We start from the raw sequence: 15211 nt of genomic DNA on the forward strand, positions 1-15211 counted from the left end.
AGCCTTGCACCCTGCTGGGGAATGTCTGTAGTCCTCCATGTGTGGGACAGCGGCACGTCCACTGGTCAGCAGTCCATGATGCGCGTGGCGAGGTGGTTCAGCTCGGGGTGCGTCCGGCTGAGCGCCATGACGTGCTCCATCAGCGCCGCGCGGGTCGTTGCCCGGACCTGCGTCGCCTGCGCCAGCGCGTCCTCCAGCGCGGTCGGGTCCCCGCCCTGGTAGCGCCGGACGAGCGTCAGGATCGTGGCCACTGCCTGCTCCTGCGCGTCCGCCCCCGGCAGCGTGCCGGCCAGCGCGGGCAGCGCCGAGAGCGCATCGTCGTCCATCGACCCGGCCAGGCTGATGAGCGCGTGATCGCGAGCGTGCGGCTCCGACTTGACGAGGTAGTCCCGTCCGGCTTCGGAGTCCAGCAGGTTCCGCAGCGCCGCGTCGCGTATCACTGCTTCGGGCCCGGCGTCGAGATCGATCTGGGACGCCACCAGCGTGTCGATCCGGGAGCCGAAATCGTGGGCGAGACGATCAGTCTGATTCGGTGCGAACCGCAGTGCTTCGGCCTGGTGGGTTGCCTCGGCCAGGGCTGTCCGTATCGGCGTTCGCAGTTGCTCGATCAGAATCTTGTTGGCGGTGCCCGCCTGCTGGGCGTCGAGCCCGTGGCCGCGCAACTCGGGTTCGGAGATCCTGTTCTCGAGGCGGATGACCTGCTCTACGGCCTGTCCGTAGAACTGCATTCGGGCAGGCAGTTCGGCCTCGATCGAGTCCAGGGCCCGGCGCAGCAGTTCCGTCGAGGCTGGCTGGGCCTGGTGTGACCGCCCGAGCAGGCGGATATAGGCGTCGATCACCTTGCGGGCCACGGGAGTGGCTATGTCGGCTGGCAATCGATGACCGGTCAGGGACGTCATGAACCGGCTGAAGACCACCGCCATGTCGAGTTGGTTCCGCAGGGCGGGCTCGGCCTCGGTGAGTACCTTTTCGTCGAGCGGCTGCCTCGCGCCGGTGCGGCGGTGCGCCGCCAGGTACCGCTCGAAGCCGGCTCGGGCGACCGAGACCGCCGTCTGGTTGAGAACGAATCCTTCCTGTTCCTGCCGTTGCTCGACGGCGGTGGTGAACATCTTCTCGGCGCGCTCGCGCGCGGCGGCCGCATCCTTGGCGGCGGCAAGATATTCGTCCAGCTTCCCGACCATAGCGGTGTGGAAACGCTTGAAGATTTCGGCAGCACTCTCGGCGCGCTGCCAATCCCACTGGGGTGTGGCGGCGAACGCCTGGTGGACGGCCGCCCTACGGTCACGCTCGAACGCTTCGAGGGCCGGCGTGACGAGTGCCGGGTCCTCCTGTGACCACCGCTGCCGGGCGGCCGCCTGCGGGGCATCGGTCAGGAGCGGCGCGATCTTCTGCTCGTACGCGATGTGGGTCTGGAATTCCTTGCGGAGCGAACCGTATCGGCCGTCGCCTGCCCAATACTGCCGGAAGTGGGCGATCGCTGTGTCGAGCTCTGCCCGGGAGCGGCCGGGCCAGAACTGCCGCCTCCACAGCGCCTCGGCGCGCCTCCGGAACTCGTCGAGCGCGACCGAGGATCGGCCGCCCGGGATGGCACTGAGCTCGGCGGCGAAGTCGGGTCTGCGCTCGGCCAGGACGGCCTGTACCTCGCGGTGCGACAGCCTGCCAGTCGGCGTGGAGGTCTCCGAGGCGGCGGTCGGCTCCGCAAACTGGACGCGTACCTGGTTGATCGCGGCGTCCGCCGTGGCCCGCAGCCTCGGTACCAGCGCAAGCAGGCCCGGACTGACGTCGTCCCGGCCGGTCAGCTCGTCGAAGACCGAGGCGAGCCGTTGCTCGGCATCCGACACCAGTTCCACCGTGTCGATCCTCGGTAGGGAGGTGATGGCCGGCTGCGCCGACTCCACCGCCGCCCGTAGATCCGTACTCAGGGCCCGCAGTTGGTCGAGTTCCCAGGCGGTCACCTGTTGCGCGGACCAAGCCGCGAGCGGCTCGGCCAGCGCTGATTCGATCTCGTCGCGGATGCGTTTGAGTTGTGCGTGACCGACCAGCCAGGAGTCCAGCGCGGCGAGCACCTGATCGACTTGACCACGCCACTCGTCGCTCGCCTCGGCGCTGAAGGTCTCGGCGGCCGGGTGCCGCTGCTCGAACTCGCGGATGAGGGCCTGGCGTACCGCGTCGGCGGCCTCCCCGTCCGCGTCCGCCAGTACGACATCGAGCCGTTTGCTGAGGTGATTGAGTTCGCTGGCGCGTAGCAGGCGCGCACCGACCCAGGCATCGGCGCTGCCCTCCGACAGTTGGCTGGCGAGGTGCTGCTGCCAGGCGGTGCGGTCGAAGTTCCACGCCGACCGGTACCGATTGTCCAGATCATGGAGGACCGATGCGCGAAGCGCCTCGGCGTCGGTGTGGATTGTCGGTACGTCCGCGCGCCGTCGCACCAGATCGGCGACCGCCGCATCGAGGCGGCTCTCCAGCTCGGTCCGCTCACCGACGATTCCGGCCTGCTCCGGCACCGGCACCGGTTCGAAGCTCAGCTTGTCGCTGTACTGAGTTCCTCCGGAGATCTCTGCGGCCAGGCGGGACTGCTCATCCAATCCCATCGACGGCGGCAGTGCCGGACGGGTGAGATCGAGGTACCGCAGCAGCTTCCGGTCGGTTGCCTCACGTCGTTCGAGCCACACCTGACGGTCGACATTCGGCGGTGTGTCTTCCAGGGCCAGCCCGGCACGCATCTGTTGTACGACGAGCCAGGACTGCATGCTGGCGAGCATGTTCGGCAACCGGGACTCCCAGGCCAGCGCCTGCTCCGGGCCGAACGTGGTCAAGGCCGGATGGTCCGCAGCGAACTGTTCCCGGACCGCTGTCCGGAACGCGTCGACCGCATCCGCCAGCCGCGGCCCGGACAGTGTCGACGTTACCGCCGCCAAACGCTCGGCAATCATCTGCTCGGTTCTCGCCCAGGTCGCCAGGCGCTCGGACTCCACGGCGATCGTGTCCGAGGCGTTCGCCAGCCTCGGCTCCAGCACCGTCCGCTCCCATGAACCCCGGTCGAAGTCCCACCGCTGACGGTAGACGGAGGTGAAATCGTCCAGGAGGTGGGCCTTGAAGGCGGCTGCGGCCTCGCCCTGTCCGGGCCTGCCGGCGGCCTCCGCAGTCGCATCATCGATGCGCTGCGCGAGTTGTTGCCGCTCGCTCTCGAAGCCGGCACCACGCCGGACCGGTACCGGCGCGGCGGTAATGTTCCGCACCAGATCGGGGGTTGTGCTGGCGCTGGGAGTCCCATTGGTGCCGAGGGTTCGGCCGGCGCTGTGGGTTGCGCTGGCGTCGAGGCGGGCGATCACCTGCTCGGCCAGTCGGATCTGGTCGTCCACGCCCAGCGAAACCGGCAGCGCCGACCGACCGGAGACGTCGAGATAGCGGCTCAGCTCCTGGACGACGACGTTCGCGGCGACACCCGGCTCCGCGACCATGCGGTCGCGGAGCACGCGGACCGTCAGCCACGAGTCCAGCTTTTCGGCCAGTCCGGCGTATCTGCTGTGCCAGTTCTCGACGGCGTCCTCGATGGTCTGGCCTGGGGACGTACGGATCTTCTGGAAGTCGTTGATGACGGCTTGGCGGAACGCGGCCCCGGCAGCCTCCATCGGCGCTCTGGTCGCCTCCGTCAGCGCCAGCCGGCCGTACGCCTTCGCGAGGTGATCGTCGACGGTGCGCTCGATCTGTGGCAGAGCGTGAGCGGAGACGGCACGACGATGCAGGTCGGCCTGGAGCCCGCCGATCAGCTCGGTGTATCGCCAATCAAGGGCCGCCCAGCCGACGTTCCACTGCTTCTGATGCATGCCGTCGAGGTCGGCCAGCAGATCATCGCGGAATCCGTTGACGCGCTCGGCAATGCCCGTATCACCGGGATCTAGACTCTGCAGCCTGGTCGTCTCCTGAGCCAGCGCCGCGTTCAGTTTGGTGACGAGTTGCTGGCGGTGACCGTCGTACCCGGCATCCTGGCGTACCGGAACAGGATTGTGCACCAGCGAGCGTGTCACCTGGGAGCGCAGATCTCCGGTGAGCTTGCGCATCTCTGCGGGGGCGGTGGCGAACTTCTCGTCGACTCGGCGGCCGATTTCCGTCAGCAGCAGTTCCTGGTCCGACCTGCCCATCGACGGCGGCAGCTTGGCGGTCTGCTGGCCCAGCGTGGCACGGAACTGGCTGCTCAGCTCCACCTTGACGTCGTTGGCGGCCTTCTCCAGACGCTGTACCTGGTCGGGCGAGGACAGCTGCGAGTGACGCTGAGCGACGAACCGGTCGACCGTAGCGCCGGCACGCAGCTCCAGCATCTGGACGGTGAGCCGGGACTCGAGTGAGGTAGTGACGTCGGTGAGGTTTTTCTGCCACTGGGTGACGAATCCCCCATCGATGCGACCGGCCTCGTAGGACGCCGTGCGTAGACCGTTGGCGAAGTCCTGCTCCACCTTCGCGCTTGCCGCCGTCACGAGAGGTACGGAATCCTGGTCCGGCGCCAGTTGGTTGCGTATGGCGGTCAGCTCTGCCGACAACTGTCGCTCCAGGTCCCGGGCTCGGTCTGCGTGCAGCGAGGACCAGAATTTGTTTTCCGCCTGGTGCTCGTGCTCGAGCCAGCGCCGCAGATCCCCCGACCTTGGCAAATCGGAATGTTCGGCCAGGTAGTCGGCGCGGTAGCCGGCAGCCAGATCGTCCAGTTGTTTCTGCGGGAGGGCGGACCGGTTCGCGGTCAGGTCGACACGTTCGATCCGGTGGAAATTTGTAGCCGCCTGCGAAATTCGTATCTGGGCTTCGAAGTCCACTTCGAGCCAGTCGTCCAGGCTTCGGACAACCTGGTTCCACTCCGCATCGAACTCCCTCGGGTTCAGGCCAGCGACCTGCAGTTCGTCATACGCCCGGGTCAGCCTGGTCGTCGCCATGTCGAGGGCCCGACCGATGTCGCTGAAGGTGAACTCGCCGTGCAGGTCGATGTCGTCGAAGAGGCGGCCTTCCAAGTCGCTAACTGCTTGCCGGACCGCGTCCGGCTGGGCGGCCAGGTCCAGTTCCTTGGTGAGCTGAGGGCCGGTCAACTTCTCGAAACGCAACCGCCACGCGTCCGCCCAGGCCTGCGGGTTGTCGATGTGCTCAAGCGGGACGTTGTGGTTTCCGGTCCGCAGGTCGGCATCGACCCGGGCGACCATGGTGTTGCGGAACTCGGCGATCTGCTGCGGAGTGAGATCATCCGACAGGCCGGCTCGCAGCCGGCCCAGCGTCCGGTCCGCTACTGCCTGTTCCACCCGGGCCACGACTGCGCTCGCTACCAGGACCCGAGTGGCCGAATCCGTGGCTGCCGAGTCGAACGCGGAGTCGGCGGCACGCAGCGCCATGTGCGCCTGATCGAACCGGCTTATCACGAGACCGACCTGGTCCGGGGTTAGCATGTCGCCGACGTAGCCTGAGAAGGCGGCGTCGGGATCATCGGCCCCGGGTTTCCACCGCTCCATGCTCAGCTCGCCGTCGCGACCGAACAGCTCCTCGTGCTGCTGCCGGATCCGCTGACCGAGAGCCGTCCGCACCTCGTTACTGGCCGGCACACCGTCGGCGGCGCTTGCGTGATGGATCGACCGGTTGCCGGAGATGAAGTACTCGACGCGCTGCGGCAGGGACTGGAGCATCGTGGTCAGCCGCTCGTCAACGGCCCGAACGAACGCGCTTCCGTCGCGGCCCGCTCGACCAACACCGGCCGAGAACTCCAGGGCGACATCGTCGGCGGACTTTGTCAGCAATTCCTTGAACCGCGTACTGAATTCGTTACGCAGCGCAGTTATCTCGGTCTTGCTGCCTGTGCCCAGCAATGTTTCGAACTGCCGTGCCCACCTGTTGCCGGCGAACGCCGCGTCGATTTTTGCCTGCGTCCGAGGCAGCCATTCGTCCATCAGCGAGCGAGCGTCGAAGCGGAACGCCATCTGCTTCTGAAGCGCGGCGTACCGGGAGGTGAACTCGGCGATGTCCGGAAACTTGTGCCACCCCTCGGCACCGCCCTTGCCGAGATACGTCGTGACCAGCTTGTCGAAGTCGGACTCGATTCCCTGCCGTACCATCGCCGCCGCGTCGTCGGAACCCAGGACGTAGAAATCGAAGGGCTCCGCCCGGTCGATGTCATCGGCCATTTGCTTTCGGAGCAGTTCGCGGGTGCGGGCAAAGTCCAGTGCGCCTGCGTACTTTTCATCCAAGGCACGTCCGGCGAACTCCGCAGCGGTTGGGGTGCCCGGCCGGGACGCCTCGTCGCCGATGCGTCCCTCGGTGCTCAGCCACTTGATCGCTGGGGAGCCGCCCGGGGTCGGCAGCCCGTGCGCCAGGTCACGCACCTGGGCGGCCACCGAGGGTGGCACCGCCACGTCGGGCGTGCCCACCACCATCGCCGAACCATCGGACTGCTGACCGGCGCGGATCCGCCACGCGTCGGCTGCGGACACGTCAGGCGGCCGGGCCCACACGCCCCAGCTGTGCCACTCCAGCGTCCACCCTTCGGCGAGCCGGGCGGCACCGGGCCGGCCGGAGTGCTCCAAGCCGACCGGGAGACCGTCGAACGAGGCCCCGGTGGCGGACCCGGGACGATGCAGGTGCCATTCGACGGCGGCGTGCGGGAAGGTAGGCCGGCCGGCATGATCGACCGGAACAGCCCGACCGAGGTCGGCGGCGGGCGGACGCCCGTGTAGGACCCCGGTAAGGCCGACTCGTTCACCGAGGGCAGCCAGCTGCGACTCGCCCACGAGGGGTGCGTGTACCACCAGGTTTCGGCCGACCCGGGTGCCCACGTCGGCGAGGAAATCCGCTTCGACACCCGGACCGAGGAACACCCGGGTGCGGCCGGGGACCGCCGTGAACGACCGCGTGGCGTCCAGCAGTTTGTTCAGGCTGTTCCCAGCGACGCCGGAATCCACGACGACGCCAGAGGGCACCACGAAAGTTTTATACCCGTGGGCAGCGGCCAAATCTCTCAAGTGGACGCGCTGGTCGAGGCGAGTGGGCGCGGCGGTGGGCGGGACGTCGGCGCCGCGGGCGAGGCCGCTCAACCCGTCCCCGGACTGCACCCCCCGGCCGCCGTGGAAGACCTGGTCGAACGCGATCAGTCGTTCCTCGACGTACGCGGTGGTGAGCCGACCCGCGACGGGTTCCGGCAGTTGGGCGAGCGACTTCGAGTCGAGCTGGCCGAACGACTTCACGGCAGAATCCCGCTGTTTGGTGAAATCGGGATGGTGCGTTGGCGCGTCGGGCGGCGCGTTGTCTGCCGCGTGGGAACTGGTCGTTGGCCCGGACTCCGGGCGTACCGGCTCGGCCGGCCCCGACGTCGGACGTACCGGCTCAGCAGGGCGCGGGACGGTGAGACCTCCCGAAGACGCGTGCTGGTCGACCATCCTGAGCCAGTCGTCCCGGGCGAACTTTCGATACCGGACCAGGTGCTCGATGCCCTCGGTCCGTACGCTCCGGGTGATGCCCATCAGGTCTGCCTGCCTGACCATCGCCGCCATGTCGGCCTGGACTGTGGACCTGACTTCATGCAGGACGGCCGCCATGTCGGCCCCACGCGGGTTCCGGCCAATAGCCGAGGCGACGGCCCGCATTTCGTCCTTGAGCTGCTTCAGCTCGTGGAAGACCATTCCCTCGACCTGAAGGCGGGACTGTAGGCCGTCGTACGTCGATTTCCAGTTCGCGGCAGTGGCGGTGAACCTCGCGCTCCCCGGCCCGAGGCCGGCATCGATGACCGGCCGCCAGATTCGGTTGAAGGTCTCGTCCACGACGTCCCGAAACGCAATACGCAACTCGGCGGTGACCTCGGGCGGCAGCGACTCCAGCGAGGGCAGCCGGGGCTGGCTGCCGGGCCGTGACCGCGACATCCCGGCGATCTCCGCAGACCTCTGGACAGCCTTGCCGAAGTCGGCGACCGCGTTGGGACGCAGCTTCTCGGCGGCCGCAGCGGTGGCGATCTTCAGCCGGTGGATGTCGTCCAGCGCGGTTACGAATTTGTCCCAGTGGGCTTCGCGAGCGGCTCCGGTCAGGCCGGGCTTCGGCTCCGGCGCCGAATGGGGCTGGTCAACCGGCGCGGGACGCCGCATCGGCTGGTAGAGCCGGCCGATCTCCTTACTGAGATCGCCGAACTCCTTGTTCCGCTGTTTAGCCCACGCGGCAGCGTCCTTCTCCGATTGGTGGAGAAGCCGGCCCTGCTCGACCGTACGCGATGACTCGTCCATGACGGGCCGCTCGCCGACCGGCCGCCCCGCGCGGAAGTCACGCAGGCCGGACCGAAACTCCTTCAACGACTGGGCGAAGGCCTGCCGTTCGGTGGTGACCAGAGCACTGGTCAGCTTCGTGACCTGCGCCGTCGGCATGCCAGCACGGGTGGCGATGTCGGCTGCGACGGTGCGTACGGCCTGGGACATTTCCCCCTGAACGAGGGTCGCGAACTTCTCGTCGATCAGGTTGCGGATCGCCGGAAGCTCCTTGGCGACGCCGGCCTCCGCCGCAAAGTGGTTCGCGAAACGGGTCAACTGAGTGTGCCCCGTCGTGGCGTACTCGGTGGCCGTCCATCTGAACTGGCGGACGATGCCGTCCTTGACCGACGGCCAGAAGTCGGCCAGCAGCGCCTCGCGCTGTGCCGCGCGCAGCGCCTTGGCCGCCTCCGCCGGGGTGAGCGCCTGGTTGGCCTTGCTCACCGCAGCCCCGCCGTCGGCCCGCACGACGGAGTCGAATTCCGCGCGGGCGGCACGGGCCGCCTCGAAGTTCGCCGTCGGCGATACGTCCCGGCCCCGTACCGTCGTGCCGGCAGCTGGGTTGTCGTGCGGCGACGGTGTCAGGTCTCGCGAGGTGGTGCCGGTCGCCGGGTGCTCGACGCTTGGCCTGCCGCGCCCACCGGTACCACCGTGCCCGACAGCACCGGCCAGATCCGCTCGGCTGTTTACGGTGTCCAGCGGTGCGCTGTGCGTCGTTCGGCCCGAGTTGCTGCCGGTCGTGTGCGGGCTCTCGGTCGGCGAGACGGGGTGACGGGAGACCGTGCTCGCCTCGCTCCCCAGGTCGCGCTGCGGCTGGGGCGCGGGAGTGCGGGTCGGGTTTCCCGGTGTCCGTAGATCAGCCGCAGGGGAACGGACTTCCGCCGTCGGGGTACGCACCTCGGGCCCCGGCGTACGGATTTCCGCCGTCGGACCGCGCACCTCTGGCCCCGGTGTACGCACCTCGGGCCCCGGCGTACGGATCTCCGGTGCTGGGGTGCGCATCTCTGGCGCTGGGGCACGCATCTCTGGTGCCACGGGACGATTCGACAGCCCGCCCGCCGACAGATCCGGCCGGCCGGTCGACAGCGGCTCCGACCGTACCGGTGTCTTGCCCGACATGATGTCGGTGCCCAGCGGATCCGTACCCCGACTCGTGCTGGCCGGACGGTGCAGTCCGCCGCCCGTTTCGGACACTTCCTGCAGTGCGGGCGGCGTCCGCACCGACGGCGGGTTGGCAGCACCACCCGTCGCCACGTGTGCCGAGGTGACGCCGCCCGGCACCGCTTCCGGTGCGGTTGGTGTTGGCGTGAGCAGGTTGGCGGGCGTCTTCGGCGGCGGCTTCAGAAAGTTCGACGGGACGGACGGCAGCTTTGCCTCGGCGCCGACCTTGGCGTGGGGCACCTGAGGAGCGTCCTGCGGGGACAGGGTGATCTCGGTGGGACGCGAGGGGGGCGCGACGGCCTTCGGCGGGGTGGGAGGGGCGCCGACGGAGATCTGGTCGGCCTGCGTCCGGGGCAGTTCCACACCGTTGCGGCCGGTCTGCGGAAGCACCGTCGTGTCGGGATGCTGTAGCGAGGTTGCCGGGCGGACGGCAGTCGGCGGCGTGGCTTCTACATGCGGCGCCTTGCCACCCCCGAGCGGGACACCCGGTAGCTGGTCGGGGCCCACATGCGTGAGGTTGGTCTCGAGCCGCAGCGGAGGGGCACCCCCCGGCTTGTTGCCGCTCGGAAACGGGCGTCCCGGGTCAGGGGTGATGTCGCGCGGCCCGCCCAACGCCGGGTCGGTGCCGCCCGAACGGATGTCGGCGGGAGCCCGAACCAGCGGAGTGGGCTTGACCGCAGCCGGGACGTTGACGACGCCGTCGCCGTCGCCCACCACGAACTCCGGGGCGCGCCCGGAGCGGCCAGCCGGCGAACCACCGCCCACGTCGAGATGCCGACCCGAGCCACCGATTGGCGGATGCCCGGTGACCGACGAAGAGGTGACTGACGGGATGTCGGCGGTATGGATGTTGCGGGGCGGGGTGACGCTCCTCGAGACGGATGAGCTGGTCTCAATGGTGGAGTCGAACGACGATCCAACCCGCCCGCCGGATATCGACGACGGCGGTGGCGCACCGTGCAGGCCGCCGACCTCCGGCTGCGGCGCCGAGGTGTTACCCACGGCAGGGACGTCGAGGACTGTGGAGTTGTTGCCGGTGGTCTTGGGGGGCAGTTTCCAGGTACGGATCGAGAAGAGGCCGCCGAGCAGAGCGGCCAGCCCGACGTTGAGGGCCATCCACGGCGACGGCGTGAAGTTGGCGTTGCCGGTGACGGCAAGGTGGGCGATAGCCTCCCCCGCCATCTCGATACCGAGCTGGAGGCCACCGTAGACGAGGATGCCCAATGCCAGGTCCAGCACCAGGTTGGCGACGTAGGACGCTATTCGGCCGAGGTTCGCCAAGCCTGCCAGAAGACCGGCGAGGGCGCCCAGAAGCGGCCCGAGCACGAATGAGAGGGGGATCAGCAGGATGCTGAAGATCCCAGTGAAGATCGCGACGATCTTCGCGATCCGCTCCTTCTCGATCTGCTCTTCGACCTTCTTGGCCATTTCGTCAAGATTGTCAGCCCACTCCCGGCAGGCGCCTTCCGTTTCGGCGACCTTGCTGTCCGTAGCCTCGACGGCTCGGACGGCGGCTACCCTTCCCGCACCGGTCCACTTCGTCATGGCGTTGAAGTCGGTGATCAGCTTCTGGCGCAGGGTTTTCAGCCGGTCCGCCTGGTTACGCCATTCCGTGGCGAGCGCGCGGAGTTTTGCCGGATCGGGGTGGACCGACATCGGGCGTTAGTCGCTCGAAGGTTTCACGGCGGCTGTCCCGTAATCGATCGAAACGGGGCCGTTGGGATTGGACTCCGGGGGAGGCAAGTCCTCGCCCTCCTTTACCTTTACCTTTACGCCAAGCTCATCGGCGAACTTATTGAGGTACTCCGTGGCATTTCCTTCGGCGGCACCGAAGTTGGCTGCTGCGTGCACCGCGCCGTAGCGAAGCAGATCCAGGATCCCGGCCTTGGCCCGGTCGCCTTCCTCCTCGGGTACCCCGAACACATCGGCCTGCACGTTCATCAGTCGCTCGGAGAACGCCTCGGCGGCCTCAGCGGACTCACCAGCCCACCCGAGCTTGAGATCCTCCAGGGTGGCCGCGATCTTCTTCCAGCTGTCCTTGATTAGGTTGAGGTGGTGCAGCAGGTCCTTGTGGGCGATGTCGTGCACCCTGCCAGGGTCCATGAAGATCTGCACCTTGGGATCGTGGTAGGTGGTAGGCGCATTCGATGAGAAGTCGCTGCCCATCACCGCTCCTTGACCCGTTGTCCCAGTCTGGATCTGATTTCGACGCTAGCCGCCACGTCCGGCATCGCCCCAGTCCCCGTTCGTGCCTGATCAGTCGCCTCAATGGGGACATGTGTCGGGGTGTACCCGGGCAGCCGACCGCCGCTGGCGACGCGGGGCCGCCCCAAAAGGGACCTTGCGCCGACGATCGAAGGGACGCGACAGTGCGCTTATGGCAGCCGATGGGCAAGACCTTGTCGATCTCACGGTTGAGTGGACCTCGAAGGACCTCAACGGCGAGCAGGAGAACTTCTCCGTACCCCCGGACAAGCCGAAGTCCGACGGCAACGGCGGCTGGGTCAACGACGTGGGGGAGCCGGTCGACAAGGACGGCTATCCCCTGCCATCAGAGCCCGTAAAACCGAATAAAGAGGGCGATCCGCCGCCGGATCCGGCCAGGCCAGACGAGGCAGCTTTCGCGGTCGCACCCGGCGAGATCCATGACTACCAGGTGGCGATCATGGGGGAAGTGGGCACCCAGATCACCGATTTCGAGGCGATGCGCGACCGGGTCATGAAAGACGAGGACTGGATGTTCTGGGCCCCGAACGCCAACCCGATGAAACATGTGTCAGCCGTCGCCGGCAAGGGCGGAAATGAGATGGGGCGAAACATAGCTTATGACGTAAAGGAGAAGGACCCCAACCCGGAACAGACCGCCGAAATCATCACCGGCCACCACCAACTGCTCCAGAGCGTCGGCGGCGCCATCCACCTCGTCGGCACCGCGATGGGGGTGTTCAACGACGTAGGTCAGATCTACGCCGGCGCCGACCGGGGCGCGTGGATCGACGAGCCGGAATGGTGGATCGAAGGAATGGACTGATCAAACGAGCTTGACACAGCACGACGATGCCACGCCCGGATCCGTCCGAGCGTGGCATCGCCTCGCGGGAGATGTGCGCGGTTCAGCGGCCGCCCGGGAGCCAGGTCCTCAGGTTCATCCACTCCGCCTCCGAGTAGTTGTTCCAGCTCAGGTTGAGCGCCGAGGCGATCTGGCCCATCACGCCGGTCTGCCCGAACAGGCCGTCGGCGGCCAGGTTCCACTGGCCCTGGAGCCCCTCGTAGTAGGTCTTGGCGTCGCCCTGCCAGGTGTCCGCAATCGGCGTGAGCTTCGACTTGAGCGCTTCGAGCTTGTCCACGATCACACCGGCCTGGCGGTTGATCTCGGCGCCCGCGAGCTCGAGTTCCAGTGGCACCCGGAGATGACTGGATGCGGGATCCGGCATTGTCGTTCCTTCCGTTCGGGTGGCCGTTCAGAGCCGAGCGCCGGGAATGTCGCCGTTGACGGCGACAAGGCTGTTGATGTTCGCCATCTCGGACTCGACGTAGTTGACGGCGTTACCACGCAGGCCGCTCGCGATGTCCGACAGCGAGTTCTGCAGCATCCGGCCATAGATGTCGAAGTCATGCATCAGCTGGTTGAACTGGACGGAGGCGACACCCTGCCAGACCGTCTGGAGGTCGATCACGTACGACTTCAAGGCCTTCAGGTCGGCCTCGATCTCGGCGGCGGTGGAGTCACAGCTCGCGGCCGCCGCGGTGACCAGCTCCGGGGTTACCTGTGTCGTCTGCAAAACACTGCGCCCCTCTCGATGGGATTCGCTCGTGGGGACTCACTCGTTCCGTCCAGACTCCCAAGCTCTGGCCGGACAACCCAGAAACCGATTCGGATGACCCGACGGTGACTCGCTCGCGTACTGACGTCCGCATTTGAGGGACATCAGCGCTCCCGGTCCCGATCACGGCGTCCGCTCCCAGCGGCCATTCTTGTAGGAGACCGGCGTGAGGTTGTTGAGGTTGCCCCCTTCGGCCTCCAGGTACCGGTTGTACGCCTGACCCAGCGCGATCACCATCTCGTCGAGCACGGTTTCCAAATTGTTTGCAATTTTGGCAACCTCGTCGTAGATCTCGTAGTACTGGTCCGCGGCCGGACCGTTCCAGTAGAAGTTCATCGCGTGGAACCACGACTTCATCGAGCCGATGGTCTGGCTGATGCTGTCGCGTTCCGCCGCGACCGTGGTCTTCGCCGCGAGTAGCTTCGGGATCTCGACAGCGTATACGGCGTTGATGCCGTCGACGGTTTGAGCCAGTGGCCGCCCGTTGTCGTCGGTCACGATAACTGTGCCGTCCGAGTAGGTCGACTCGATCAGACCATCGTGGTAGCTGATCTTGACGCTCTCGTCGCCCTTTGTGCCAAAGGTCGGCCGGCCCTGGTCGTCGAATTCGGTATACGTCCAGCCGTCCGCTTCAAGCTTTACCACGTTGCCGTCAGCATCGCGAGTGATCGTGGTGTCGCCGTACTTCCAGACGCTACCGCCGTCATTCGTGTACGTGATGTACACGGTTTCGGCGGGGGCGCCATCAGCGCCCGGCTTTGTTCCGAAGGTAGGGCGCCCGTCGGCGTCGAACTTGGTGAAGGTCCAGCCGTCGGCCTCCATCTTCACCGTTGTCCCGTCGGCGTCCTTGGTGATGACCGTCTTGTCGCCGTCGGGGTCGGTGTAGGTCCAGACACTGCCGCTGCTGTTGTAACGGATGTCGACCGTCTCGGTCCCCGCGCCGTTCTCACCCGGCTTGAAGCCGTGCGAGGGGCGACCGTCGTCGAACGCGTCGAACGTCCAGCCGTCGGCCACCATAATGAGCGGTACGCCGTTGGCGTCCTTGGTGACTGTCGAGATCGGCTTGCCACTCGGGTCGGTATAGGTCCAGGTGCTGGTGCCGTCGCTGTTGTAGTTGATCGTGACCGTCTGCCCAGGCTGCCCGTCTGACGGCGGAACGGTGCCATGTAGTGGTTTGCCGTCGGGCGTGAACCGGTCGTAGATCGTGCCGTCCGGCAGCCGCTGCGAGACCACCGCACCATTGGCGTCCCGCGAGACGATCGTGTTTCCGTCCGGGCCCTGATAGGTCCACGTCGACGACCCGTCAGCCTGATAGCTCACCGTCACCGTTTGCGGTGGCTGGCCATCCTTACCCGGAACCGTGCCGTGCAGTGGTCTGCCGTCGGGGGTGAACTGGTCGTAGACGGTGCCGTCGGGGAGTTCCTGCCGAATGGTGTTGCCGGCTCCGTTGCGGAGCACTGTCGTGCCATCGGCGTAACGCCAGGTGCTGATATCCCCGTCGTACGTGATGTCGACGGTCTGCGCTGGTCTGTCGTCTGACGGTGGGATGGTGCCGTGCAGTGGTCTGCCGTCGGGGGTGAATCGGTCGTAGACGGTGCCGTCGGGGAGCTCCTGCCGTACGGTGTTGCCGGCTCCGTTGCGGACGATGGTGGTGCCGTCGGCGTAATGCCAGGTGCTGTTATCCCCGTCGTAGGTGATGTCGACGGTCTGTGCTGGTCTGTCGTCTGACGGTGGGATGGTGCCGTGCAGTGGTCTGCCGTCGGGGGTGAACTGGTCGAAGACGGCGCCGTCGGGGAGTTGTTGGCGTATGACGTTGCCGTCGTTGTCGTGGACGACGGTGGTGCCGTCGTCGAAGGTCCAGGTGCTGCCGTTGTTGTCGTAGGTGATGTCGACGGTCTGTGCCGGCTGGCCGTCCGATGGTGGGATGGTGCCGTGTGTTGGTTTGCCGTCGGGGGTGAATTGGTCGAATACCAC

Annotated in this window: 6 protein-coding genes; 1 reads left to right on the forward strand and 5 read right to left on the reverse strand. The window is 67.1% G+C overall.

Annotated features, from left to right (window positions below; translation table 11 throughout):
- Positions 1 to 65 precede the first annotated feature (65 nt).
- Positions 66 to 11069: a hypothetical protein gene (locus ACWDV4_RS24835; RefSeq protein WP_449983044.1), complete on the reverse strand. Its 11004-nt coding sequence runs from the start codon at positions 11067 to 11069 to the stop codon at positions 66 to 68.
- 6 nt (positions 11070 to 11075) lie between these two features.
- Positions 11076 to 11579: a hypothetical protein gene (locus ACWDV4_RS24840; protein WP_449983048.1), complete on the reverse strand. Its 504-nt coding sequence runs from the start codon at positions 11577 to 11579 to the stop codon at positions 11076 to 11078.
- A 211-nt stretch (positions 11580 to 11790) separates the two neighbouring features.
- On the opposite strand from ACWDV4_RS24840, the gene ACWDV4_RS24845 reads away from it, so the two are divergent.
- Positions 11791 to 12444 (forward strand): hypothetical protein, encoded by a 654-nt coding sequence (locus ACWDV4_RS24845; protein ID WP_449983050.1) that lies wholly within the window; start codon positions 11791 to 11793, stop codon positions 12442 to 12444.
- Between the two features lie 82 nt (positions 12445 to 12526).
- On the opposite strand, the gene ACWDV4_RS24850 is transcribed toward ACWDV4_RS24845, so the two are convergent.
- The 3 genes from ACWDV4_RS24850 to ACWDV4_RS24860 form a co-directional block, all read right to left on the reverse strand.
- Complete coding sequence (locus ACWDV4_RS24850; protein WP_449983053.1) at positions 12527 to 12847, reverse strand: WXG100 family type VII secretion target; 321 nt, start codon at positions 12845 to 12847, stop codon at positions 12527 to 12529.
- A gap of 27 nt (positions 12848 to 12874) precedes the next feature.
- Positions 12875 to 13195 (reverse strand): WXG100 family type VII secretion target, encoded by a 321-nt coding sequence (locus ACWDV4_RS24855; protein ID WP_449983056.1) that lies wholly within the window; start codon positions 13193 to 13195, stop codon positions 12875 to 12877.
- 165 nt (positions 13196 to 13360) lie between these two features.
- Positions 13361 to 15211 (reverse strand): WXG100 family type VII secretion target (locus ACWDV4_RS24860; RefSeq protein WP_449983059.1); only part of this gene is annotated, 1851 nt, incomplete at its 5' end.

It is taken from the genome of Micromonospora sp. NPDC003197, assembly GCF_053590565.1.